This window comes from Vibrio mediterranei (assembly GCF_013364395.1).
Taxonomy (GTDB): Bacteria; Pseudomonadota; Gammaproteobacteria; order Enterobacterales; family Vibrionaceae; genus Vibrio; species Vibrio mediterranei.
Genome location: NZ_JABXGK010000001.1, coordinates 2,759,504 through 2,784,867 on the forward strand (window position 1 = coordinate 2,759,504; position 25,364 = coordinate 2,784,867).

Here is a 25,364-nt window from a genome sequence, read left to right on the forward strand (position 1 = left end):
CGAAAACAAAAAACCCGAAGGCAATCTTCGGGTCTCTTAATAGTAAATCGATAATGCGATTATTTCAGACTAGCGTAATAAGCAGCAACGTTGGCAATATCTTCGTCGCTCAGCATTGACGCTTGAGCTTGCATGACAGCAGCCAAACCGCCTGTACGTTCTTTATTCTTGTACGCTTTGATAGAAGTTGCTAAGTACTGCTCGTTTTGTCCCTTAAGGTTTGGGTAACCTGGAATAACTGCGATGCCATCAGCACCATGACAAGCGGCACAAATCGCTGCTTTTGCCTTACCAGCTTCAATGTCAGCGGCCATCGCCGTACCACTCAATAGGCCTGCAGCCAATACTGCACCAATTACCATATTTTTCATTGCTTTACCTTCTGTGTATTTCCATATAAGCCAGATAACAGCGTGTACTCTAGTTTGCGCTTTGCCATTTCTGGCGCTTTATTATTGTATACGATTGTGACATGAAATGTGGTCACTTGTCCCATACAAGTTCACAATCTGAACCATAAAATGCTTTATCTACAAATAAGTTACCAACAGCAACGACCTTATCATCCTGTATTAGAATTGGGATTCTACGTCGCTGCCAGCTAGGTATTTTCAGCTCTTGGAACAGTTTTTTTAACTTACGAGATCCTGCTCGTCCATGGGGGTGAGCACTCAAACCTTCAGGGTTGAAAATGACTTTTAACGACCTATTCAACGTTTGGCGGTCTAGTGTCATCTTTGCGTCTTTGCTCGGTGAAACCAACTTTAATACGCCTAAGTTATCTGGCAACACTAACATGTCTTTATCTAACCATGATTGTTGCCAATCGCTGACATCTTTATAAGCTTCAACCCAATATAGATGCCCCTGAGCACGTCTAATCGCTCCACCAGCCAAATTCATTTCCGGGTTAGCATCTTGCTTAGCTAGTGCCACTTCTTGCCAAATTTTGCGAAACTGCACCTCAGTAGGCATCAACGAAGTATTGGCTTCTAACCACAGTCTAAGTAGTTGTTCTCTCTTTAAAATAGAGTGTGATGACATCGTGGAAATACTCAGCCCTTGGAACTCATTCATACATACTTCAAGTTCAGGCAATAGTAACTCTTTAATTAACCGTTCTTGTTTCGCACATAAGCGCGCACTGCGACTTGCAGCTTTAGCAAAACTAGGCCAGCGCTGATTCAATACGGGTAAGACAGATTGACGAAGAAAATTACGGTCGAATCGAGTGTCTGAATTACTTTCATCCTCGACCCACTGTAATTGCTCATGCTGCGCATAGCGCTCAATATCATGTCGTGCAATATTTAAGAGTGGACGAACTAACCTCCCCGAGCCAAAGTTCATTGAAGAGGCCATCGAAGAGAGCCCTTTGGGTCCGCTACCACGTTTTAAGGCCAGTAACATGGTCTCAGCTTGATCATCAAGATGCTGACCCGTAAGCAAAATATCGCCGCTCTGCATATGTTGACGCAGTGCTTGATACCGAGCTTGACGCGCCAACTGCTCAAGGCTTTCTCCCGAGTCTTGCGACAATGTTACGCGCTCGCAGGTAAACTCAACGGCCTCCTCTTGAGCCCAACGCTCACACTGAACTTGCCATTCATTTGCGTTATCGCTTAATCCATGATGCACATGTACCGCTAAACAGGTTATTGAATGCTGTTTGCTATACCTTGCTGCTAATCGCAGCAGTACACGTGAATCCACCCCGCCACTAAATCCAACAATGATCTTGCCATGCATCACTTTCTGTTCATCAAGCACTTGAGAAAATTGCTGGTACAGAGTCATGGTTTCTTCCTAGGTTAAATAAAAAAAGGCGAGCATCTCGCTCGCCTTATTATATAAACAGTTTCTACTTAGCAGTAGCCATAACTCATCAAACGTTGATAACGACGCTCAAGTAAGTTGTCATCATCCAACTGATCGAGTTCTTCTAATTGGCGTAGCAATGTCGCTTTCATATTGGCAGCCATTTGCACCGCATCACGATGAGCACCACCTAGTGGCTCTTCAATGATTTCATCAATAAGCTCAAGCTCTTTTAATCGAGGAGCAACTAGTCCCATTGCTTCCGCTGCTTGCGGCGCTTTATCAGAGTCACGCCATAAAATAGACGCACAGCCTTCAGGAGAAATTACCGAGTACGTTGAGTATTGCAGCATGTTCACGTAATCGCCTACACCGATCGCTAAAGCACCACCAGAACCGCCTTCACCGACAACGTTACAGATGACTGGCACTTTTAGACCTGCCATGACTTTAAGGTTCATCGCAATCGCTTCTGATTGACCACGCTCTTCTGCGCCAACCCCTGGGTAAGCACCCGCAGTATCGATAAAAGTGATGATTGGCATATTAAAACGCTCTGCCATTCTCATCAGCCGAAGTGCTTTACGGTAACCTTCTGGTTTTGGCATACCAAAGTTACGCTTCACTTTCTCTTTTGTTTCGCGGCCTTTTTGGTGGCCAATGATCATAACCGGACGACCATCTAGACGAGCCATACCACCAACAATAGCTTTATCGTCCGCAAACGCGCGATCGCCAGCCAGTTCATCAAACTCAGTAAATACATGCTCTACATAATCAAGCGTGTACGGACGCTGTGGGTGACGCGCAAGCTGTGCCACTTGCCATGCCCCAAGATCACTAAAGATTTTTTTCTTAAGCTCTAAGCTCTTTTTCTCTAGTTGTTCAATTTCTTTATCTAAGTCAATTGCACTATCACCACCATGACGAGAAACGTCACGCAATGCTTCGATTTTTGCTTCTAGTTCGGCAATTGGCTTTTCAAATTCAAGAAAGTTCAAGCTCATCTGTGAATCCTTATCGATTCAGCCCCAAGTCTTTTTGCTCTGGGACTCAATTAGTTAAATTCGAGTTCAACCTGGTCTTTACCAAGTAACTGCTGTAATTCTTCTAGTAACGCATCATTCGGCGTTACACGCCATTCTGTTCCTAGCGTAAGTTTTGCGCGTGCATCGGCACGCTGGTAGTAAATATTAACAGGTACTGTCCCAGCTTTGTGTGGGGTTAATATTTCTGTGAAGCGCTGGTAAAAACGCTCATCTATTTGTTGCTCTAACAACGAAATGGATACGCCTCGTGTAAATTTCTCACGAGCGCTACCTAAATCTAAAACTTCGCGGCCAGACATTTTAAGGCCACCGTTGAAGTCATCAAAGCTGACCTGTCCAGAAACGACCACTATTTTATCTTTTTCTAACAATTCAGCATATTTATCTAGCGCATCTGAGAACAACATCACTTCCATACGACCGCTCCGGTCATCCAAAGTCATCAGTCCGATACGTGTTCCACGCTTGGTTGTCATTACCCGAGCAGCAATCACTAAACCTGCGACCGTCAACGATTGATCACGTCTTGTTGGTGTTGCGTCTTTTAATCGACAACTGGTGTATTTGGTAAGTTCCTTAAGATAGGCGTTTATTGGGTGCCCCGTCAAATAAAGCCCCAAAGTTTCTCTCTCACCTTCTAACCATACCTTTTCTGGCCATGGTGGAACTTGAGTATATTTATGCTCCACATCTTCTGGCGCATCAGTCAATACACCAAACATGTCAGCCTGACCAAAGGCTTCAGCCTGATGGTGTTGGCTCGCCGCTTTAACCGCATCGTTCAGTGATGCCATCATCGCCGCTCGATGCGGGCCTAGTCGGTCAAGCGCACCCGACATAATAAGCTTTTCAATTACTCGCTTGTTGACTTTCTTGATGTCAATACGAGCACAAAAATCGAATAAATCTCGGAAGTGGCCACCTTTATTACGAGCCTCGATAATGACATCAATAGGACCTTCACCAACCCCTTTGATCGCGCCAATACCATAAACGATCGCGCCCTCTTCGTTAACATTGAAGCGGAACAGACCAGCATTAATATCAGGTGGTAGCACTTTGAGCTTCATGCGGAAGCATTCATCTACAAGACCAACAACTTTCTCTGTATTATCCATATCGGCGGTCATAACCGCCGCCATAAACTCAGCAGGGTAATGGGTTTTCAGCCAGAGCGTTTGATAGGAGACCAGTGCATATGCCGCTGAGTGAGATTTGTTAAAGCCATAACCCGCGAACTTTTCTACCAGATCAAAGATCTTCATGGCGAGTTCGCCATCAACGCCGTTGTTTATCGCCCCTTCTTCAAAGACGGCACGCTGCTTAGCCATCTCTTCCGGCTTTTTCTTACCCATTGCACGACGCAGCATATCCGCACCACCCAGCGTATAGCCCGCTAGGATCTGTGCAATTTGCATAACCTGTTCTTGATAAAGAATGATGCCGTACGTAGGCTCCAGAGTCTCTTTTAGAGATTCATGTTGCCACGTTTCATCTGGGTAGGAGACCGTCTCTCGCCCGTGCTTACGGTCGATGAAGTTATCAACCATGCCTGATTGCAATGGGCCTGGACGGAATAGCGCCACCAATGCAATGATATCTTCAAAACAGTCCGGCTGTAGACGCTTGATAAGCTCTTTCATACCTCGCGATTCCAACTGGAATACCGCAGTGGTTTCAGAATTCTGTAACAGCTGGAATGAAGCCGAGTCATCAAGTGGTATCGATTCAATTCGAACTGGTTGTTTACCCTCTCTTTCGAGTCGAGGGTTAATCAGTCCAAGCGCCCAATCGATAATCGTTAATGTTCTCAGACCCAAGAAGTCGAATTTAACCAAGCCTGCCGTTTCAACATCGTTCTTATCAAACTGAGTAACAGGGAAATGTCCCTCAGAGTCGGCATAAATCGGTGCAAAATCAGTAATCGTAGTCGGTGAAATTACTACCCCACCCGCGTGTTTACCGGCATTCCGAGTACACCCTTCCAATATGCGGCACATATCGATGAGGTCTCGAACTTCTTCATCGCCATCATAAAGCTGTGGCAATGCAGGCTCCGCCTTGAAGGCTTTTTCTAACGTCATGCCAGGGTCAGCTGGAATCAGTTTTGATATGCGGTCAACAAAGCCAAACGGGTGACCCAATACACGCCCCACATCACGAATAACCGCCTTAGCAGCCATAGTACCGAAGGTAATGATCTGCGATACCGCATCCCGACCGTACATCTCAGCTACGTGATCAATCACTTGGTCACGTTTATCCATACAGAAATCGACATCGAAATCGGGCATGGAGACACGTTCAGGGTTCAAGAATCGCTCAAAAAGAAGATCGTATTCAAGCGGATCAAGGTCGGTGATTTTAAGAGCATAGGCCACCAATGAACCAGCACCTGAACCACGTCCAGGTCCTACTGGAATCGCATTATCTTTTGACCACTGGATGAACTCCATAACGATCAAGAAGTAACCTGGGAATCCCATTTGGTTGATAACATCAAGCTCAATTTGTAGTCGGTCATCATACTCAGGACGACGCTCTGCTCGCACCGCTTCATCTGGGAACAAAAACTCCAAACGCTCCTCAAGACCTTCTCTTGATTTCATCACCAAGAAATCAGTCTCTTTCATACCTTCAGTTGGGAACGCAGGTAAGAAATATTCACCGAGGCGCACGGTCACGTTACAGCGCTTAGCAATTTCTACTGAGTTCTGAAGTGCTTCTGGGATGTCCGCAAACAGCTCACACATGTCTTCCTCACTACGAAGATATTGTTGAGCACTGTACTTTTTGGGACGTTTAGGGTCATCAAGTGTGTAACCATCATGGATCGCAACACGAATTTCATGAGCATCAAATAGTTCTTTGTCGACAAACACGACCTCATTGGTCGCGACAACCGGAAGATCGAGCTCCTCGGCCAACTCTACGGCAAAATGCAGGTAACTTTCTTCGTCAGGTCGTCCTGTACGAATCAGCTCTAAATAGTAGCGATCTGGAAAATGCGTCTGATAAAACTGAGCACACTGCTTAGCAAGTGTTGTATTGCCTTTTAATAGCGCTTTACCTACATCACCCTCTTTCGCTCCAGAAAGAACGATAAGCCCTTCAGATAACTCGACTAACCACGCCTTATCAATCACAGGTTGATGTTGGATATGGCCTCGAAGGTATGCTTTTGAGATAAGCAAAGTCAGATTGTTGTAACCAGTATTATCCGCTGCCAATACTGTTATGCGAGTTAACTCATCTCCAAATTCGTCAGACTGAACAGCAAAGTCAGCACCAATCAGCGGTTTAACCCCAGAGGAGTGTGCATTACCATAAAATTTCACTAACCCACATAGGTTAGTAAAATCAGTCAGTGCCATTGCTGGCATACCCATCTCTGCCACTTTTTTTACTAATGGTGGCACCTTCGACAGGCCATCGACCATGGAGAAGTCACTGTGAACTCGAAGGTGTATAAACTTGGGGTCTGACATAATAAATCCTAAATTGCCATGACGATTATTTGGCGAATCATACTCTAACGAATCGTACTATCACGATCCTTAATACGACTAACGTGAGCTAGTCTTTAATACCTAAGGCGCGTTTGACTGGTTTGAAACTTTTGCGATGCTCTGCAATGACGCCATGCTGTTCAATGGCTTCAAAATGCGCTTTCGTTGGATAGCCTTTATGTTTAGCAAAACCAAATTGTGGATGTTGCAGATCAAGCTCTTCCATCTCTTGGTCGCGAACGACTTTAGCTATAATCGATGCTGCACTGATTTCTGCGACACGTAAGTCTCCCTTAACGACCGCTTGAGCATCCATTGGTAACGTTGGCGTTCGGTTGCCATCAATAAGCACCATATCAGGTTGTACTTGCAGTCCAGCGACCGCACGCTGCATTGCTACCATGGTCGCTTGTAGGATGTTTAACTCATCAATTTCTGTTGGAGAACAACGCCCAACTGCCCATGCCAGCGCTTTTTCTTTTATCTCAGGATAAAGGGCGAGTCGTTTCTTCTCGGAAAGTTTCTTTGAGTCGTTCAACCCTTCAATCGGATTGTTGGGATCCAAGATAACCGCGGCTGTGACGACATCACCCACTAAAGGGCCTCGACCTACCTCATCCACACCCGCGACTAGTGAGTAACCTTGCGGATAATCAAAGGGGGGAAGCTCAGCACTTTTTTTCTTCGTTGTCATAACTTTCCAATTAGATTTAACACTGCTTTTGCCGCTTGTTTATCGGCATCTTTACGAATCCAGTGGTGCATTTCCGTGAATTTGGCAATCACCGCACTGTTGTCACTATTAAGAAGCTTGGTGAGCTCATTGTACAAGTTTTCCGGCGTACAAGCTTCTAACAGAAACTCTTTTACTATCTCATCATCGGCGAGAATATTTGGTAAGGAAACGTATTTGGTTTTCACTAAACGCTTGGCCAGAAATGCGGTTATTGCATTCATTTTATAACCAACGACCATTGGTCTTTTAAGTAGCATGCACTCTAAAGCTACGGTGCCAGACGCCAATAATACTGCATCTGCAGCAGTAATAACGTTACGTGCGGTATCTTGAACAATGTGAAATTCAAGCTGAGGCGCAATTTGCTGCCAAGCTTCAATAAACTGCTGTTTACGCTTTTCGTTGACAGCAGCCACCACAAAACCGAGATTTGGGTCGTCTTGATGTAGTTTCACACAGGTTTCAATAAACGGTTGTGAAAGCATCTTCAACTCGTTACCACGACTACCAGGTAAGACCGCTAGCCACTTTTTATCAGGCGCTAATCCTAAAAGCTCGCGAGCTTGTTGTGCATCCGATTCTAGAGGGATGGCATCAGCCAAAGTATGGCCGACAAACTCACAAGGCACTTGGAATTTGTCATAGAAAGCTTTTTCAAATGGCAAGAAAGCAAGTACGAGGTTAGTCGCCTCAGCAATCTTATGAATGCGCTTTTGTCTCCACGCCCAAACAGAAGGACTGACATAGTGTACCGTTTTTGTTCCAGCTTGTTTAAGGTCCAATTCGAGACGCAAGTTGAAATCAGGGGCATCTATACCGACAAACACATCTACCGGGTTTTGAGTAAAGTATTTCACCAACTCTGCTTTAACATGCAACAACCGTTTCAAGCGCCCAAGAACTTCTACCAATCCCATGACCGCAAGCTCTTCCATATCGAAAAGAGACTCGCAACCTTGAGCTATCATTTTAGGGCCACCGATACCAACAAACTCGGCATCTGGATATTGTTGCTTTATTGCTTTAATGAAGCCTTCTCCCAGAGTATCTCCGGAAAGTTCGCCAGCTACGATACCAATTCGCAATGGTCGTTCCATTACCAGTCCTTATTTTCGCCAAATTTCTCGAATACCATAAAACAGAAAAAGACCGCTAACTGATTAGCGATCTTTTTATACTTACGTGACCAACGTTAGCGGATAATGCCACGCTCAGAGCTTTCCAAAATATCCACAAAACGCTGAACTGATGCCCACTCTTGCGCCATTTCCTCAAGCACAGGCTTTACCTCTGCCAGTGTCTTGCCTGAACGGTAGATCTCTTTGTACGCTTTTTGCAAAGCACGCAGTTCTGGCTTCTCGAAACCGTTACGCTTTAATCCCACTAAGTTGAGACCAAACGGTGTTGCATGGTTGCCTTGCGCAAGAACGTATGGTGGTACATCTTGTACTACTGCCGAACACCCGCCAACATAAGCGTAAGCGCCAACTGTGCAGAACGGGTGGATCGCCGACAATGCCATAACTCCAGCATGATCACCAACCGTTACATGACCACCGAGAATAGCATTGTTACCAATGTGTGTGTGGTTGCCCACAATCACATCATGCGCAATATGAGCATTTACACAAAGAAGGTTGTCATTACCGACCACTGTCTGGGTCTTATCTTGAACAGTACCACGATGAATTTGTACGCTCTCGCGGATAACATTCCGGTCGCCAACCACAACTCGCGTATCTTCACCACCGTATTTCTTATCTTGGTTTTCTTCACCAATGATCGCTTGAGGGAATACTCGGTTATCGTTACCTATTGTAGTATGACCCTTAATAACAACATGCGACATAATCTCATTGTTCTCACCAATTGTGATATCACCTGAGATATAGGTAAAAGGACCTACTGTGGTATTTGCACCAATAGTGACGTTCCCTTCGATAACGGCACTAGGATGAATCTTAGCGGTTTCATGAATCATATTAAAACTCTCGACGAGCACACTTTAGCTCAGCAGAACAAACAACCTCACCATCAACCTTTGCTACGCCGTTGAAGGCAGCAATACCGCGACGCTCCTTGATAAATTCCACTTCAATAATCAATTGGTCACCTGGTACAACTGGCTTGCGGAACTTCGCTTTATCGACACTCGCAAAGTAGTACAGCTCATTGCCTTTTGGCGCACCAAACGATTTAAATGCCAATAGACCCGTCGCTTGAGCCATAGCTTCTAAAATCAACACACCAGGAAACACAGGTAATTGCGGAAAGTGCCCTGTAAATTGTGGTTCATTCACAGACACATTTTTAATGGCGGTTAGATACTTTTCTTCTTGATAATCAGTAACGCGATCGATCAACAGAAACGGATAGCGATGAGGAAGCAGTTCCTGGATCTCAGTGATTGTCATTGTTTTTGTATCAGTGCTCAAAGTAAAAATCCTATTATCAATTCTTTTTCTAACTAGAGGCATTATATACCCAAATGCCACTTAGTGTCAGTTCGGGGGGAAGCAGTGCTCAACCTAGCGTTATCTGACACACATAAAAAGACTCGCCTAAGCGAGCCTTCATTTTTAAGCCACAGAAGTTAGTCTTCTGTTTGCTCTAGCAGTTTCTCAACTGCTTTGAGGCGCTTGTTCATCTCATCAATACGATGGACTCGAGTAGCCGTTTTGCGCCACTCTTTGTTGGTCTGTAGTGGAATACCTGATGAGTAGATGCCTTTTTCTGGCAAGCTACGCATGACCATTCCCATACCTGTGACAATAACACCATCAGCAATTTCGATATGTCCATTGAGAACACTCGCACCGCCAATTTGGCAGTATTTACCGATTTTGGTGCTACCAGCAACAATAGTACCACCAGCCATTGCTGTGCCATATCCGATGTGCACGTTATGAGCAATTTGCATCTGGTTATCAATGATTACATTGTCTTCGATGATGGTGTCGTCCAGCGCACCGCGGTCGATAGTGGTACAAGCACCAATTTCTACACGGTTTCCAATTCGCACGGTACCGACTTGAGGAATTTTGACCCACTCGCCTTTTTCATTAGCGTAGCCAAAACCATCAGAACCAATGACAGTACTTGACTGCACTAAACAATCGTCACCAAGCACTACATCATGATAAATCGATACATTAGCCCAAAGCTTAGTATTGCGACCTAGCTTAGCACCCTTTCCGATAAAGCAACCCGCGCCGACAATTACGTTGTCGCCAAGTTCTGCTCCGGCTTCAATCACAGCATTGGCGCCTACGGATACATTCTCACCCAAGCAGGCCTCTGAAGAGACCACTGCACTTGGCGCAATACCAGATGCAGCAGGAGCTGGAGTAGTATCTAACGCTTGGGCGACTTTAGCATAGGCCACATAAGGATCAGCAACCACTAGAGCATTGGTTTTGCAATGCTCTAACTCACTGGCTTTCACCATGATTGCCGATGCTTGGCATTCACCAAGATGCTTTGCGTATTTTACATTAGTGAGGAAAGTAATTTGTCCCTCACCTGCGCTGTTCATAGGCGCTACCGCACTAATTAGCGTGCTCTCATTACCATGGATTTCCCCACCAGTAATCTCCGCTAATTGTGCTAACGTCAATGCTGTCATGTCTAACCTACTGCAATACTGTTACTTAAGTGAGTCGATAACTTTCTTCGAGATGTTGAACTCTTCTTTTGCATAACCAACCGCCTGAATATCGATGATCATGTCGTAGCCTTCTTTTTTCGCTACTTTTTCAACTGCTTCTTGGATGGTCTTAAACAGCTTCTGCTTTTCTTCCGCTTCACGACGCTGGCTCTCTTTTTCTAGAGCTTGGCCTTTGATCTTGTACTTACTATCTAGCTGACCAATCTCGATACGTAATTTCTCGATTTCATCTTTACCTAGTAGCTCACCATCACGCTGAAGTTTTTCCATCTTCTTAGCTGCATCCGCTTGAATCGCTTGAAGCTCGGCAGCTTTGTCCTTGAACTCATTCTGTAATTTTTGCAGTGTTGCTTCACGCTGTGGAAGTGCTTGGAAAACTTGAAGCGTATTCACATAGCCAATTTTCTGCGCCGCTTCTGCTGCGTTTGCAAACAGTGAAGACGTAAGGATAACTAGGCCAAGTCCAGCCGCTTTCATTAATTTTTTCAAGGTCGATTCCTCTGTTCGTATAGAAACTATTTTCGTTACAAAATATATAGTTAGAAAGTATTACCAATCGTGAAGGTAAAGGCTTCTGTTTTATCGCCTTCAAACTTCTTAACTGGTGTTGCGAGTGAGAATACAAGAGGCCCCATTGGAGACATCCACTGTACTGCTACACCTACCGACGCTCGGTAATTCGACGGATCCGAGTAATCGTAATAATACTGGCTTCCAGGCATGTTAGGGTCTGGTGAAACATAAGTAAACTCTGTGTCCCAAAGGCTCGCAGCATCCATAAACAAGCTAGTACGAATTTGGTTGCGGAACTCATCCGAAGCAAATGGCGTCGGGACAATCAACTCAACACTAGCAAGCGCTACTGCGTTACCACCCACTGACTGGTCAGTCGCGGAGTAACACGGATTATTCCCACCTACATTACCGCACCCACCACCATTTGGATCGTTATAGACTGCTTTAGGGCCTACCGAGTTCTGACGGAAACCACGCAGTGTTGAGAAACCACCCACATAGAAGTTTTCGTAGAATGGCAGCAAGTTATCATTGCCATTGGTTTGACCATAACCGTTACCGTAACCTAAGCGACCTTTCAACAATAACGTAAAACTGTGACTATCGGTAATAGGAAAATACTGTCTTACGTCATATTGAGTCTTGAAGTATTGAACATCCGATCCAGGAACCGTCACTTTACCATAGAGTTTTTGATGGTTACCTGCGGTCGGGAAACGTCCACGGTTTAAATTATTTCGAGTCCAAGCTGCCGTTAAGTGGAAATCATCCGTAATCAAGTTACCTTCAGCATCACGGTTCTTCTCTTGAGCTTGCAGGAACTTCTCAATTTGAACGTACTCTTTGATGTTACCTAATCGGCTATGTGTATAGCCGCCACCAAACTCTAGGTAGTTAAGTTCATCGACCGGGAAACCCCAAGTCAACGTACCACCATAACTTTGGTCGGTATAGTCAACGATACCTGCTTTCGATGCTTCAAACTCATTGTAGAAAATCTGACCACCAAGACTGACACCATCTAGGTTCCAGTATGGGTCGCGATAATCCAACGTTATGTTTTTCTGATACTTGTTGGTCATCGCACTGATACCAACTCGGTCACCAGAACCTGCAAAGTTATCTTGCTGGAGACCAACCTGGAAGCTAATACCTGATTCGGTACCGTAACCGACACCAAAGTTAATGCTTCCTGAGTTTGCCTCTTTGACATCATATACCAAGTCTACCTGATCATCAGAACCAGGCACACGAACTGTTTGAACATCAACCGTTTCAAAGAAACCTAATCGGTTCAAACGGTTTTTACCGGTTTCAATAGACTTCGAGTTCAACCAACTCGATTCCATCTGACGCATTTCACGACGTAACACTTCATCTTTGGTGGAGTTGTTACCTGTGAATCGAATATCGCGAACATAAATACGGTTTCCAGCTTCAACATTGATGACCAAAGAAACTTGGTTATTCTCATCATCAAACTCTGGAATGGTGCGTACTTGCGGGTAAGCATAGCCAGCTTCACCTAATACGCGCTTAATGTTCTCCTCTAATGCGGTAACACTAGAGCCGTTATAAGTATCGCCATCCTTAAATGGGATCATACTTTCAAATTCGGCTTGTTTGCCAATTAGCTGACCACGGAACGTCACATCTTTCACTTGATAAGGTTCGCCCTCATCGATACCTAGCGTGATGTAAACGCCTTTCTTGTCCGGAGAAATCGATACTTGAGTCGTATCGACTTTAAACTTTAAATAGCCACGATCGAGGTAAAACGACTTGAGAGCTTCAATATCACCTGCAAGAACTTGCTTCTGGTATTTATCGTCTGCAAGGAAGTTCCACCACGCAACATCTACATTCAGATTAAAACGTGATAACAATTCCTGATCGCTAAAGACAGTATTACCGATAAAGTTGATCTGTTTGATCTTTGCCGAAACACCTTCAGAGAATACAAACTTCAAGTCGGCACGATTACGTGGCAACGGTGTAACAACCGCTTGAACCTTCGCGTTGTATTTACCGACACTGTAATAGAAATCTTCTAGACCTTTTTCGATATTACTTAACGTTGTGCGGTCTAGTGCTTCACCGACAATAACACCTGACGCATCAAGGTTTTGCTGTAGTTGCTCTTCCTTTATCGCGCTGTTACCTGAGAAAGAGATGCTCGCAATAGTTGGGCGCTCTTTCACACGTATTACCAGTGCGTCTTTATCACGAAGTACCTTAATATCCTCAAAGTTACCCGATTGATAGAGGGCATTAATGATCTCTGAGATATCTTTACTGTCTACCGAATCACCAATACGTACAGGCATTTTCAAAAGAGCAGCACCTAGTGCTACCCTTTGCAAACCTTCGATTCGAATGTCCTGTACAACAAAATCCTCAGCCCCATTCGCCGACACACTGGTCGCTAGTAGAGATGCGAATAGAATATGCTTAATCGCCATACCTGCTCTAATTAATCCTTGCTAATACCGCTGCCTAAATTCTGATATCAAAGGCGTGTAAAATCATTAAAAATTGCTATCAGCATCAATGAGAAGATAATAGCCCCTCCCACTCGATACCCCATTTCTTGTACTTTTTCTGGTACTGGTCTTCTAATTACTGCTTCAATTGCAAAGAACAATAAATGCCCTCCATCAAGCATTGGCAATGGTACTAAGTTGATAATACCCAAGTTGACACTAATCAGCGCCAAGAAGCCTAAGAAATAAACCAGTCCATAATCTGCGGTTGTACCTGCCCCTTTCGCAATCGAAATAGGTCCGCTTAGGTTGTTTAGGCCAACATCACCCACGATCAGCTTTTTCAGCATAGAGATCGTAAGCTCGATAATTTGTCCCGTTTTCGCGATAGCTTTACCTACTGCTTCAACCGGCCCGTATTGAAGGTCAAAGCGATAACTAGCAGGCCACTCACCAATCTCTGGAGCGATACCCGCAAAGCCAATAACCGTACCATCTCGCAGCTCACGTGACCCAGGAGTCAATGTTGTTGTTAATCGCTCACCGTCTCTCAGCACTTGTATAGTCACTGGACTATTTGGGTTCGCTTGAATCACATCCACGACTTGTTGCCATTGAGAGATGTCTTGCTCTCCAGCCGAGATAATAGTATCACCAACCTGAAGGCCAGCCGCCGAACCGGCTCCGTCTTCACTTACATTTGTCAGCGTTGTTTTAATCTCTGGGGTATACGGTTTAAAACCAAGCGTCCCCATAGCAGACTCTGTTTCTGGATTAAAGTTCCAGCCCGACAAATCAATTGTTAATTTTTTGTCCGTTCCTATTTGGCTATCTGATGAAACTGTGACCGTCATTTGATTATCGCCAATATGCGACACTAGCCCCAAATTAACCGATTCCCAGTCCAAGGTTGGCGTACCATCAATGGACTTAAACTCCATTCCTGGTGTTAACCCAGCTTGTGCAGCAATCGAGTGCGGGGTAACTTCGCCAATAACAGGCTTGACCGCAGGCACACCAATCAAAAACACCAGCCAGTAAGCAAAGACCGCAAAAAAGAAGTTAAATGCTGGTCCTGCACCTACAATAGCGGTTCTTTTCCAGAGAGGCTTTTTATCAAAGGCATACTTGTGATCGGCTTCAGAGACTTCATCAACTCGACTATCGAGCATCTTGACATAGCCGCCTAAAGGAATAACGGAGATACTATACTCAGTCCCATCTTTACCGACTTTAGACCAAATCGATTTACCGAAACCAATCGAGAACTTTTCGACATACACACCACACTTTCGCGCTACCCAAAAGTGACCGTATTCATGTACCGCGACTAGAATCCCTAGCGCAACGATAAAGGACGCGAAGTTCCAAAGGATGTCCGTCATATCAAAAATTCTCTCACTAAATCGAACGCACGATTTCTCGTGCATAGTTTCGAGCCATTCTATCTAGCTCAAGAATAGTTTCCAAGTTATCTAATTGTATAAATTCATTTGCTGAACAGACTTTCGACATAACGCGCTCATTTACCACGCTAATATCAGTAAAACGGATTTTTTCCGACAAGAAGGCTTCAACCGCAATTTCATTTGCGGCATTGATAGCCGTGGTTGCATGTTGCCCTTCAAAACAGGCATCTATTGCTAACGCTAAGCAAGGATACTTAGCATAGTCTGGAGCCATAAAAGTCAATTCACCGATTGTCGTAAAATCAAGAGGAGCAACACCAGAAGGGATTCGGTCGGGATAAGACATCGAATAAGCAATCGGCGTTGCCATATCTGGCTGTCCCATCTGTGCTAAGACCGAACCATCATTGTATTGCACCATAGAGTGAATAACCGATTGAGGATGAATGACCACTTTTAGCTGCTCTCGATTGGTATTGAATAGCCAGCGGGCCTCAATAAACTCCAAACCTTTGTTCATCATTGTTGCAGAATCAACAGAAATTTTTGGCCCCATCGACCAATTTGGATGAGCAATTGCCTGTGCAGGTGTTACTGAAGAAAGCGTTGAAACGTCAGTATATCGAAAAGGGCCACCCGAACCGGTTAAAAGGATATGATTGATACCCGCTTCAGATAACTGGCAGTTCCCAAGATTGGTTTGAATATTCGCAGGTAAACATTGGAATATGGCGTTATGTTCACTATCAACGGGTAGCAACTGAGCACCAGATTCGTACACGGCGTCCATAAATAGCTTACCAGACATTACCAGCGCTTCTTTATTAGCTAACAGTACACGTTTGCCTGCTTTCACAGCAGCAAGCGTAGGTAACAAACCCGCAGCCCCGACGATAGCAGCCATTACAACGTCGACATCTTTGGATTCCGATACCATGCACATGGCTTGTTGACCAAACAGTACTTCGGTTCTCATATTGCTAGGAAGTAGTCGCTTTAGCTCTGACGCATCCACTTCGTCATTCAGAACCGCAAACTTGGGTTTCCAAATGGAGCAAAGCTCAGCCATTTTGGCTACGTTTTTACCACCAACAAGAGCATAGATAGCGAAAGATGAAGGATTTTCTGAAACGACCTTTAGAGTGCTTGCTCCAATAGAACCAGTAGCGCCTAGAATGGTTAAATTTTGCATGCTATTACAACCGCTTATAAGTCAACCAGAGAATAAGAACTTACTCTCTGGTTGGGGAGATTAGAAAATGAGATAAAGGAGAGCAAATACAGGAAATGCTGCGGTTAGACTATCCACACGATCGAGAACACCACCATGACCTGGAATAATATTACTGCTGTCTTTTATCTTCGATACTCGTTTGAACATACTTTCCACTAAGTCGCCCAGCACTGAAATAACGACTGTGGCAAGAGTAATGATAGTCATACTGGCATAGCTCGTAAACTGAATATCAAAGAGTGATGAACTTCCCCACGCGACAACCAAAGCAGCCGCAATGCCGCCAATCAAACCCTCGATGGTTTTGTTAGGGCTTACATGAGGCGCCATCTTACGCTTACCTAAACTTTTTCCAGCAAAGTAAGCACCGCTATCTGCAGCCCAAACGATCAAACAAACAAACAGAACCAGTTTTGAGCCGTAATAAGGGTCTAAGTAATAGTGCTGTCCTCTCAAGATAACAATGCTCCATAGAAATGGTAGCAAAGTTAGTAGTCCGAATAGATGTCGCAGTACATTAGAGTGCTCCCACAGTCCCGCGGACTTAGGGTACGTCATCGCTAGACTACTCGCAATGAGCCACCAGCTAAAGCCAATACCCAGCAATAAAAGATGCAATGAATCGACCTGATTCAAAGAGACAATGTCAGAAGGGACAATGAACAAAGAGAGCCCAACAGTAAGGACAGGAGGAATTAAGGCTAGCAGCCGAGAACGAGTAAGAGTAAATTGAGTCCACTCCCACGCTCCAATAAGCGTAACAGCGGCAACAAAACCTATGAACCAAGTTAATGGCAGTGAAAAAATACCCCAAACCACCAGCGGAGCTAGTATTAGGGCGGTAATAATTCGTTGTTTCAAATTAAATCGTCCTTAATTGGCTTCCATTAACGCTTTGACTTGCTCTCCGGTACAACCGAAGCGTCGTTCGCGATTCACAAACCAAGTGATTGCCTTTATTAGGCTGTCCTCGTTAAATTCTGGCCAGTACTCATCCGTGAAATACATTTCGGCATACGCCATTTGCCAAAGCATAAAGTTACTAATGCGACATTCGCCGCTGGTACGGATCAGTAAGTCGACATCTGGCAAATCAGACATAGTGACATAACGACCGATCATATCTTCAGTTATGTCATCGGCTGACAACTCGCCTCGCTCCACTAAACCAGCCAGCGTTTTAGTTGCCTGTAAAATATCCCATTTCCCACCATAGTTTGCAGCGATGTTGATAACAGTACCTGTATTGTTTTCTGTCAACTTCTCTGCTTCGGCGATTTTTCTTTGCAATCTGTCGTTAAAACGAGATTTATCGCCAATGATACAAAGTCTTAAGTTATTCTGATGAAGTTTATTAATTTCACTCGACAGAACGCTAATAAAGAGTTCCATCAACAAGCCAACTTCATCTTCAGGCCTACGCCAATTCTCACTGCTAAACGCAAACAGTGTTACGGCTTGAATATTCAGCTTTGCAGCGGTAGAAATGGTCTTACGGACAGCAGAAACCCCTTTTTTATGCCCGAAAACTCGTGGTTTTCCCTTAGATTTTGCCCAACGTCCATTACCATCCATGATGATAGCGATATGTTTTGGAAGGGAATCATTGACGATGTGTGAGTTTTGCATAAAAGAGTATAGTTATAATTCGGGTCGGACAGGGTAGCATAAAAAAACGCTGTGCTGTCAGCACAGCGTTCAAACTAGAACTGAGTGGTGAAATATTAGACTTCCATCAACTCTTTTTCTTTTGCAGCAAGCAGTTCGTCAACATTTTTCACTGCTGCATCGGTAAGCTTTTGAATCTCATCTTGTGCTTTACGATCTTCATCTTCAGAGATTTCTTTATCTTTCAGTAGCGCTTTCAGGTCACCGTTAGCGTCACGACGGATATTACGGATTGCAACACGGCCGCCTTCAGCTTCACCACGAACGATCTTCACTAGGTCTTTACGACGCTCTTCTGTTAGCGGTGGAAGTGGCACGCGGATAACCGTACCCGCAGACATTGGGTTTAAACCAAGGTCAGAAGTCAGAATCGCTTTTTCAACTTTAGGCGCAAGCTCTTTATCGAATACTGTAATAGCAAGTGTACGCGCGTCTTCAGCAATAACGTTTGCTACTTGGTTTAGAGGTGTTGGCGCACCGTAATATTCAACAGAGATACCTTGAAGAAGGCTTGGGTGTGCACGACCTGTGCGAATTTTAGTTAGGTTATTCTTAAGTGCTTCAACACTTTTTGCCATGCGCTCTTGAGCGTCTTGTTGGATTTCGTTAATCACAATATCACCTTAAATAATAGTAACCTGAAAGCCGGTCTGCTTTCAGGCTATGTCCTTCGATAATTCTGGTTAAGAGTGTACTCTTATTCTGCGTCGCTGATAAGTGTGCCTTCTGCTTCACCCATCACAACACGACGCAATGCACCTGGCTTATTCATGTTGAATACGCGGATTGGCATCTTATGGTCACGAGCCAATGTGAATGCCGCCAAGTCCATTACTTTCAGCTCTTTGTCTAGAACTGCGCTGTAAGAAAGCTTATCACATAAAACTGCATCAGGGTTAGCCACTGGATCAGCTGTGAAAACACCATCTACTTTTGTTGCTTTAAGCACAACATCAGCTTCGATTTCGATACCACGAAGACACGCAGCAGAGTCAGTTGTGAAGAATGGGTTACCAGTACCTGCAGAGAAAATTACGACGCGACCTTGACGTAATTCGCGAATAGCATCAGCCCAGTTGTAATCGTCACAAACACCTTTAAGAGGGATAGCAGACATAACACGAGCGTTCACATACGCACGGTGAAGAGCATCACGCATAGCTAGGCCATTCATAACCGTTGCTAACATACCCATGTGATCACCAACTACACGGTTCATACCTGCTTCAGCAAGGCCTGCACCACGGAACAAGTTACCACCACCAATGACCACACCAACTTGAACACCCAGTTCAACCAGTTCTTTAACCTCTTGTGCCATACGGTCAAGGATTTTTGGATCGATACCAAAGCCTTCCTCGCCTTGTAGCGCTTCACCACTAAGTTTTAACAGAATACGTTGATAAGCTGGTTTAGGGTTCGTTGTCATGAAGTATACCTTCCAAAGAGTTATCGATTAACGGTCATGGCTTGAGACTAGTATAGACTCAACTCATGACGGCTAAAAAATGACAGATAGCCTAGTCGTAAAAAGACCGTAGCCAAGGCCACGGTCTTTTCATCAACAAATCATCAAGGATTAACCTTTCTGAGCTGCTGCTACTTCGTCAGCGAAGCTCATTTGCTCGCCCTTGTCGATGCCTTCACCAACTTCTAGACGTACAAAAGTAGCTACTGATGCGCCACGCTCTTTAAGGATTTCGCCAACAGTTTTCTTTGGCTCCATTACGAACGCTTGACCAGTTAGAGAGATTTCGCCAGTGAATTTCTTCATGCGGCCAACAACCATCTTCTCAGCGATCTCAGCAGGCTTGCCTTCGTTCATAGCGATTTCAACTTGAACAGCTTTCTCTTTTTCTACTACGTCTGCAGGTACGTCTTCTGGGTTAACGAACTCTGGACGAGAAGCAGCAACGTGCATAGCAACGTGCTTAAGAGTTTCTGCGTCGCCTTCACCAGCAACAACAACACCGATCTTCTCACCGTGACGGTAAGTAGCGATAGCAGCGCCTTCAACGTACTGTACGCGACGGATGTTGATGTTTTCACCGATCTTAGCAACAAGAGTAACACGCTCGTCTTCGAACTTAGCTACTAGCTCTTCAGCAGTTGCTTTAGTTGCTAGAGCTTCGTCAGCTACTTTCTCAGCAAATGCTGTGAAGTTTGCATCTTTAGCAACGAAGTCAGTTTGGCAGTTAACTTCAAGAAGAGCAGCAACGCCGTTCTCTTCTTTAATGATGATCGCGCCTTCAGCAGCGATGTTACCTGCTTTTTTAGCAGCTTTAGCAGCGCCAGACTTACGCATGTTTTCAATTGCTAGTTCGATGTCGCCGTTAGTTTCAACAAGCGCTTTCTTACATTCCATCATGCCTGCGCCAGTGCGGTCGCGCAGTTCTTTAACTAGAGCAGCAGTAACAGCCATTCTCTATTCCTCAGTTGATTCTGATTAGGGTAAAAATCAGGGGCTCTCATTCGGCCCCTGATGCTAACTATAACTCAGTTTATATGAAGACTAGATGTCTACGAAACTAAGTGTGACTTCGAGCCGCTATTATTCAGCTTCTTCTACGAAACCGTCTTTGTCAGCTACAGCTGCAACGTCTTTGTTACGACCTTCTTTAACCGCGTCTGCAGCAGCGTTTAGATAAAGCTGTACTGCACGGATTGCGTCGTCGTTACCTGGGATAACGTAGTCAACGCCGTCTGGGTTAGAGTTAGTATCAACAACAGCAAATACTGGGATACCTAGGTTGTTTGCTTCTTTAACAGCGATGTGCTCGTGATCAGCGTCGATTACGAATAGAGCGTCTGGTAGACCGCCCATGTTCTTGATACCACCAAGAGACTTCTCTAGCTTCTCCATTTCGCGAGTGCGCATTAGAGCTTCTTTCTTAGTTAGTTTCTCGAAAGTACCGTCTTGAGCTTGTGCTTCGAAATCTTTTAGACGCTTGATAGACTGACGAACAGTTTTGTAGTTCGTTAGCATACCGCCCAACCAACGGTTGTTCACGTAGAACTGGTCAGCGTTGATTGCAGCTTCTTTAACAGCTTCAGATGCAGCGCGCTTAGTACCAACGAAAAGAACTTTACCTTTCTTCTCACCGATTTTAGCTAGTTCAGCTAGTGCATCGTTGAACATTGGTACAGTTTTTTCTAGGTTGATGATATGTACGCGGTTACGAGCACCAAAGATGAATGGCTTCATTTTTGGGTTCCAGTAACGAGTCTGGTGACCGAAGTGAACACCAGCTTTTAGCATATCGCGCATTGATACAGTTGCCATTTTAAATTCCTCTATGGGGTTAGGCCTCCACATTTCCCATGAATCCGACTTGGTATGAATGATTACTCAAGCACCCCGGAACATGTGACGAAATGTGTGTGATTTAAATTAAAGTTAATGGGAACAAAACCGAGCTCGCCGATTCGAAGAAACTAAGTCCTGTTTCCGGCGCGCTTTATACCATAATTTGGCCACTGATTTCTACAAAAATCGCAATAAATGTACAAAGTACAATCATCACAGCAGTGAGTTTTTAACTAAACCCAACTAAAATGAATCACGTACATAACTACAAACGAGTTTTATTCTTGTTGCGCTTAATCTCGCCACTGATAGAATAACCCGTCAATTTAGAAAGCAGAGAACACAGATGTCTATCAAAATCAAAACTGAAGCTGAAATCGAAAGAATGCGTATCGCAGGTAAGCTTGCAGCAGAGCTTTTAGAAATGATCGAACCTCACGTGAAAGAAGGGGTCACGACGGAAGAGCTCGATAGAATTTGTGCGGATTACACTCGTGAGCGTGGCGCTTACTCGGCCCCACTTGATTATCACGGTTATCCAAAATCAATCTGCACATCGATCAACCACATTGTTTGTCACGGTATCCCAGCAGAACAAGACGCAATGGGTACTACAGGTAAACTAAAACCGGCTGTTCTAAAAAATGGCGATATCGTCAACGTGGACGTGACAGTTATTATTCCTAACGATGAAAATGCCTCACTAGACACTCGTCCAGAAGGTTATCACGGCGATACATCAAAAATGTTTTTAGTCGGTGATGTTTCACCTGCTGATAAGCGCCTATGTATGGTTGCTCAAGAAGCACTGTATCTGGGCATGAAGACCGTCAAACCAGGTTCCACAGTTGGTGCTATCGGTACTGAGATTGAAAAATTCATTAAAACGAATAACAAGAACAACCCACGTAATAAGTTCTCTATCGTGAAGGATTTTTGTGGCCACGGTATCGGTTCTGAGTTCCATGAGGAGCCACAAGTGGTTCACTACAAAAACAACGACCGCCGTGTACTAAAAGAAGGTATGGTGTTCACTATTGAACCAATGATCAATGCTGGTAAATTTGGCTGCAGCATTGACGCAGAAGACGATTGGACAGTCTACACTGGCGACGGCAAAAACTCCGCGCAATGGGAACATACGATTGTGGTGACCAAAACAGGTTGCGAAGTATTGACCTTACGTAGCGACGAATCTATTCCTCGTCACATGAACAATATCTAGCCATTCCGCTTCGATTCAAAAATATCCCCAAACACTGGGGATATTTTTTTATCTGAATCATTTTGGTATAACCGTAGTTAGAATCTTTTTTGCTTGCACGGATCGCACTCATGACTTTTCAGAGCCCAACCACACTAAGCGACGAACAACTCACGATCAGCGAGTTAAAGTCACAATTAGAAACCTTTTCTGAACATCAGAAACAGGAGTTCTTAAATCACCACCCTATTACCGATTTGGTCCTAGGTCGCTCAGATTACATTGACCAGTTACTTAACCGGTTATGGCAGTTCACTGGTCTCGCTAACCAAACTAACCTCGCGTTAGTGGCTGTAGGTGGATATGGTCGCGGTGAGCTGCACCCGCTATCGGATATCGATATTCTGGTGGTCTCGCGCAAAAAGCTTCCAGCGAACCTTGAAAGCACCATTAGTGAATTCATTACCCTACTTTGGGATCTGAGATTAGAAGTCGGCCACGCAGTAAGAACCGTTCAAGAATGCCTAGAAATCGGCCAGTCGGACTTAACCGTCGCCACCAATCTTCAAGAGGCACGCTTGCTATGTGGCAGCGAAGACACCTTTTCCTTACTTAAGAGCCAGATTGATTCCGAAGAATTTTGGCCCTCAGAAACCTTTTATCACGCAAAAATCGAAGAACAACGCACTCGTCACGCCAAGTACCACGACACCACCTACAATCTAGAGCCCGATATTAAATCAACACCGGGCGGATTGCGTGATATCCATACTCTAAGTTGGGTAGCGCGCAGCCACTTTGGCGCTACTTCCTTGTACGAGATGAGCCGATTTGGTTTCCTCACCGATGCAGAGTACCGAGAACTCGTCGAGTGCCAGAACTTTCTCTGGCGCGTACGCTTTGCACTACACATAGAACTACGACGCTACGACAATCGGCTAACCTTCGCTCATCAAGCTCAAGTGGCCGAGAACTTAGGTTTTGTCGGTGAAGGCAACGTAGCGGTCGAAATGATGATGAAAGAATTCTATCGAACACTACGACGTGTCGCTGAACTGAATAAGATGTTGCTGAAACTGTTTGATCAAGCCATCGTCAATAAAGGCAAGATTCAAGACGCCATCATCATTAACGATGATTTCCAACGTAGAGGCAAACTCATAGAAGCAAGAAAGCCAGCGCTATTTCAAGCTAGACCAGAAACCATCTTAGATATGTTTATTCATATCGCTAATGACTCGAGTATTGAAGGCGTCAGCCCAGCAACATTGCGTCAATTACGTACTGCTCGACGTCGATTAAACAAGTTTTTGCACACCATTCCGGCAGCTAGAGAGAAGTTTATGGATCTAGTTCGCCATCCTAACGCGCTGCACCGAGCATTCCGCTTGATGCACAAGCTAGGGGTTTTATCAGCCTACCTGCCTCAGTGGAGTCAGATCGTTGGACAAATGCAATTTGACCTGTTTCATGTCTACACCGTTGACGAACACAGTGTCCGCCTGCTGAATCATATTCACACCTTTAGTATCGAGGAAAACTACTCCAAGCACCCCATTTGCTGCGAGGTCTATCCTCGTATGCAGAAAAAAGAGCTGCTTATCCTCGCTGCCATTTTTCATGATATCGGTAAAGGTCGAGGGGGCGATCACTCTGAGATCGGCGCTGTCGAAGCGTATGATTTCTGTATGGAACACGGCTTGTCTAAACCAGAAGCCAAACTGGTCTCTTGGTTAGTTCAAAATCACCTTTTAATGTCGGTTACCGCTCAACGTCGTGATATTTACGACCCAGATGTGATTATCGAATTTGCTAAAAAAGTTCGCGATGAAGAATACCTTGAGTATCTAGTCTGCCTCACTGTTGCCGATATCTGTGCCACGAACCCAGAACTATGGAACAGTTGGAAGCGAACCTTGCTTGCTGAGCTCTTTTACTCCACACAGCGAGCACTCAGAAGAGGCCTAGAGAATCCCGTCGATGTTCGTGACCGTATTCGACACAATCAACAACTCTCTTCAGCGCTTCTACGTAAGCAAGGCTTTAACGCTCGAGAGATCGAAGTACTTTGGCAACGATTCAAGGCTGACTATTTCCTAAGACACACTCACAAGCAGATTGCCTGGCACAGTGAACACATCCTTAATGCCGATGATCCTACTAAGCCACTAGTGCTGATGAGTAAGAATGCGACACGTGGCGGCACTGAAGTCTTTGTATATTGCCAAGATCAGCCTGCATTGTTTGCCACAGTGGTTGCAGAACTCGATCGCCGTAATTTTAACGTGCATGACGCGCAGATCATGACCAGTAAGGACGGTTTCGTCCTTGATACCTTTATGGTGCTTGATCAACATGGTGATGCCATTGATGTAGAGCGACACTCCGCAGTGATCAAACATTTGGTTCATGTCTTGGAGGATGGACGCCCTACCCGCGTGAAAACGCGTCGCGCACCAAGAAACCTAAAGCATTTCAATGTAAAAACTCAGGTCGACTTTTTACCCACTAAGGGGAAAAAGCGCACGCTGATGGAACTGGTCGCTTTAGATGCCCCAGGCTTACTAGCAAAAGTGGGAGCGACGTTTGCCCAGCTTGGCGTTAATCTACATGCGGCGAAAATCACCACAATTGGCGAACGTGCAGAAGACTTATTTATCTTAACAAGCGCAACGGGTGGCAGACTGTCTGAAGAGGAACAGAGCCAGCTAAAACAAAAACTGCACGACACAATTTCAGAACAAATTGCTAGTTAATAAATAGT

General features: G+C 44.8%; 21 protein-coding genes. 2 read left to right on the forward strand and 19 right to left on the reverse strand.

Going from position 1 to position 25,364, the window contains the following annotated elements; all coding sequences use genetic code 11:
- Positions 1-59: 59 nt before the first annotated feature.
- The 19 genes from HOP38_RS12865 to rpsB form a co-directional block, all read right to left on the reverse strand.
- A complete protein-coding gene (locus HOP38_RS12865; RefSeq protein WP_031495636.1) occupies positions 60-371 on the reverse strand; it encodes a c-type cytochrome in 312 nt (103 codons plus the stop codon).
- A gap of 112 nt (positions 372-483) precedes the next feature.
- Positions 484-1,797 carry a tRNA lysidine(34) synthetase TilS gene (tilS, locus tag HOP38_RS12870; RefSeq protein WP_198558192.1) on the reverse strand — a complete coding sequence of 438 codons (1,314 nt, stop codon included), beginning with the start codon at positions 1,795-1,797 and terminating at the stop codon, positions 484-486.
- A gap of 68 nt (positions 1,798-1,865) precedes the next feature.
- Positions 1,866-2,825: an acetyl-CoA carboxylase carboxyl transferase subunit alpha gene (accA, locus tag HOP38_RS12875; protein WP_006075352.1), complete on the reverse strand. Its 960-nt coding sequence runs from the start codon at positions 2,823-2,825 to the stop codon at positions 1,866-1,868.
- Between the two features lie 50 nt (positions 2,826-2,875).
- Complete coding sequence (gene dnaE / locus HOP38_RS12880; protein ID WP_198558193.1) at positions 2,876-6,355, reverse strand: DNA polymerase III subunit alpha; 3,480 nt, start codon at positions 6,353-6,355, stop codon at positions 2,876-2,878.
- An 88-nt stretch (positions 6,356-6,443) separates the two neighbouring features.
- Complete coding sequence (gene rnhB, locus HOP38_RS12885; RefSeq protein WP_198558194.1) at positions 6,444-7,070, reverse strand: ribonuclease HII; 627 nt, start codon at positions 7,068-7,070, stop codon at positions 6,444-6,446.
- Entirely contained in the window at positions 7,067-8,209 is a 1,143-nt protein-coding gene (gene lpxB / locus HOP38_RS12890; RefSeq protein WP_198558195.1) for a lipid-A-disaccharide synthase, read from the reverse strand. The genes rnhB and lpxB overlap by 4 nt, the downstream gene beginning before the upstream one ends.
- A gap of 95 nt (positions 8,210-8,304) precedes the next feature.
- Positions 8,305-9,093 (reverse strand): acyl-ACP--UDP-N-acetylglucosamine O-acyltransferase, encoded by a 789-nt coding sequence (gene lpxA / locus HOP38_RS12895; protein ID WP_124940175.1) that lies wholly within the window; start codon positions 9,091-9,093, stop codon positions 8,305-8,307.
- Between the two features lies 1 nt (position 9,094).
- Entirely contained in the window at positions 9,095-9,589 is a 495-nt protein-coding gene (fabZ, locus tag HOP38_RS12900; protein ID WP_370736793.1) for a 3-hydroxyacyl-ACP dehydratase FabZ, read from the reverse strand.
- 116 nt (positions 9,590-9,705) lie between these two features.
- Positions 9,706-10,737 carry a UDP-3-O-(3-hydroxymyristoyl)glucosamine N-acyltransferase gene (lpxD, locus tag HOP38_RS12905; RefSeq protein WP_006075358.1) on the reverse strand — a complete coding sequence of 344 codons (1,032 nt, stop codon included), beginning with the start codon at positions 10,735-10,737 and terminating at the stop codon, positions 9,706-9,708.
- Between the two features lie 21 nt (positions 10,738-10,758).
- The gene (locus HOP38_RS12910; RefSeq protein ID WP_038223300.1) at positions 10,759-11,268 is read right to left on the reverse strand and encodes an OmpH family outer membrane protein; all 510 of its coding nucleotides are present in this window, start codon (positions 11,266-11,268) and stop codon (positions 10,759-10,761) included.
- A 50-nt stretch (positions 11,269-11,318) separates the two neighbouring features.
- Complete coding sequence (gene bamA, locus HOP38_RS12915) at positions 11,319-13,757, reverse strand: outer membrane protein assembly factor BamA (protein ID WP_198558196.1); 2,439 nt, start codon at positions 13,755-13,757, stop codon at positions 11,319-11,321.
- Positions 13,758-13,804: 47 nt separating this feature from the next.
- Complete coding sequence (rseP, locus tag HOP38_RS12920; RefSeq protein ID WP_198558197.1) at positions 13,805-15,163, reverse strand: sigma E protease regulator RseP; 1,359 nt, start codon at positions 15,161-15,163, stop codon at positions 13,805-13,807.
- 16 nt (positions 15,164-15,179) lie between these two features.
- The gene (gene ispC / locus HOP38_RS12925; protein ID WP_124940177.1) at positions 15,180-16,379 is read right to left on the reverse strand and encodes a 1-deoxy-D-xylulose-5-phosphate reductoisomerase; all 1,200 of its coding nucleotides are present in this window, start codon (positions 16,377-16,379) and stop codon (positions 15,180-15,182) included.
- A gap of 60 nt (positions 16,380-16,439) precedes the next feature.
- Complete coding sequence (locus HOP38_RS12930) at positions 16,440-17,282, reverse strand: phosphatidate cytidylyltransferase (RefSeq protein ID WP_006075682.1); 843 nt, start codon at positions 17,280-17,282, stop codon at positions 16,440-16,442.
- 12 nt (positions 17,283-17,294) lie between these two features.
- Complete coding sequence (locus HOP38_RS12935; RefSeq protein WP_124940179.1) at positions 17,295-18,050, reverse strand: isoprenyl transferase; 756 nt, start codon at positions 18,048-18,050, stop codon at positions 17,295-17,297.
- Between the two features lie 95 nt (positions 18,051-18,145).
- Complete coding sequence (gene frr / locus HOP38_RS12940; RefSeq protein ID WP_031494736.1) at positions 18,146-18,703, reverse strand: ribosome recycling factor; 558 nt, start codon at positions 18,701-18,703, stop codon at positions 18,146-18,148.
- A gap of 83 nt (positions 18,704-18,786) precedes the next feature.
- Positions 18,787-19,518, reverse strand: a complete 732-nt coding sequence (pyrH, locus tag HOP38_RS12945; RefSeq protein WP_124940180.1) for a UMP kinase — start codon at positions 19,516-19,518, stop codon at positions 18,787-18,789.
- 150 nt (positions 19,519-19,668) lie between these two features.
- Positions 19,669-20,511 (reverse strand): translation elongation factor Ts, encoded by an 843-nt coding sequence (gene tsf, locus HOP38_RS12950; RefSeq protein WP_038227908.1) that lies wholly within the window; start codon positions 20,509-20,511, stop codon positions 19,669-19,671.
- Between the two features lie 129 nt (positions 20,512-20,640).
- Positions 20,641-21,372 carry a 30S ribosomal protein S2 gene (gene rpsB, locus HOP38_RS12955; protein ID WP_006072474.1) on the reverse strand — a complete coding sequence of 244 codons (732 nt, stop codon included), beginning with the start codon at positions 21,370-21,372 and terminating at the stop codon, positions 20,641-20,643.
- A 370-nt stretch (positions 21,373-21,742) separates the two neighbouring features.
- Between rpsB and map the strand changes: the two genes are divergently transcribed.
- Together map and glnD are read left to right on the forward strand one after the other, a co-directional pair.
- Positions 21,743-22,621 carry a type I methionyl aminopeptidase gene (gene map, locus HOP38_RS12960; protein ID WP_062460750.1) on the forward strand — a complete coding sequence of 293 codons (879 nt, stop codon included), beginning with the start codon at positions 21,743-21,745 and terminating at the stop codon, positions 22,619-22,621.
- Positions 22,622-22,731: 110 nt separating this feature from the next.
- Positions 22,732-25,356 (forward strand): bifunctional uridylyltransferase/uridylyl-removing protein GlnD, encoded by a 2,625-nt coding sequence (glnD, locus tag HOP38_RS12965; RefSeq protein ID WP_006072479.1) that lies wholly within the window; start codon positions 22,732-22,734, stop codon positions 25,354-25,356.
- Positions 25,357-25,364: the final 8 nt, after the last annotated feature.

Coding starts and splice junctions, on each gene's coding strand:
- tilS (WP_198558192.1), bottom strand. CDS start 1,797: ATGACTCTGTACCAGCAATTTTCTCAAGTGCTTGATGAACAGAAAGTG.
- map (WP_062460750.1), top strand. CDS start 21,743: ATGTCTATCAAAATCAAAACTGAAGCTGAAATCGAAAGAATGCGTATC.
- lpxD (WP_006075358.1), bottom strand. CDS start 10,737: ATGACAGCATTGACGTTAGCACAATTAGCGGAGATTACTGGTGGGGAA.
- dnaE (WP_198558193.1), bottom strand. CDS start 6,355: ATGTCAGACCCCAAGTTTATACACCTTCGAGTTCACAGTGACTTCTCC.
- lpxA (WP_124940175.1), bottom strand. CDS start 9,093: ATGATTCATGAAACCGCTAAGATTCATCCTAGTGCCGTTATCGAAGGG.
- tsf (WP_038227908.1), bottom strand. CDS start 20,511: ATGGCTGTTACTGCTGCTCTAGTTAAAGAACTGCGCGACCGCACTGGC.
- bamA (WP_198558196.1), bottom strand. CDS start 13,757: ATGGCGATTAAGCATATTCTATTCGCATCTCTACTAGCGACCAGTGTG.
- glnD (WP_006072479.1), top strand. CDS start 22,732: ATGACTTTTCAGAGCCCAACCACACTAAGCGACGAACAACTCACGATC.
- accA (WP_006075352.1), bottom strand. CDS start 2,825: ATGAGCTTGAACTTTCTTGAATTTGAAAAGCCAATTGCCGAACTAGAA.
- rnhB (WP_198558194.1), bottom strand. CDS start 7,070: ATGACAACGAAGAAAAAAAGTGCTGAGCTTCCCCCCTTTGATTATCCG.
- rpsB (WP_006072474.1), bottom strand. CDS start 21,372: ATGGCAACTGTATCAATGCGCGATATGCTAAAAGCTGGTGTTCACTTC.
- rseP (WP_198558197.1), bottom strand. CDS start 15,163: ATGACGGACATCCTTTGGAACTTCGCGTCCTTTATCGTTGCGCTAGGG.
- pyrH (WP_124940180.1), bottom strand. CDS start 19,518: ATGACAACGAACCCTAAACCAGCTTATCAACGTATTCTGTTAAAACTT.
- HOP38_RS12865 (WP_031495636.1), bottom strand. CDS start 371: ATGAAAAATATGGTAATTGGTGCAGTATTGGCTGCAGGCCTATTGAGT.
- HOP38_RS12935 (WP_124940179.1), bottom strand. CDS start 18,050: ATGCAAAACTCACACATCGTCAATGATTCCCTTCCAAAACATATCGCT.
- fabZ (WP_370736793.1), bottom strand. CDS start 9,589: ATGCCTCTAGTTAGAAAAAGAATTGATAATAGGATTTTTACTTTGAGC.
- ispC (WP_124940177.1), bottom strand. CDS start 16,379: ATGCAAAATTTAACCATTCTAGGCGCTACTGGTTCTATTGGAGCAAGC.
- lpxB (WP_198558195.1), bottom strand. CDS start 8,209: ATGGAACGACCATTGCGAATTGGTATCGTAGCTGGCGAACTTTCCGGA.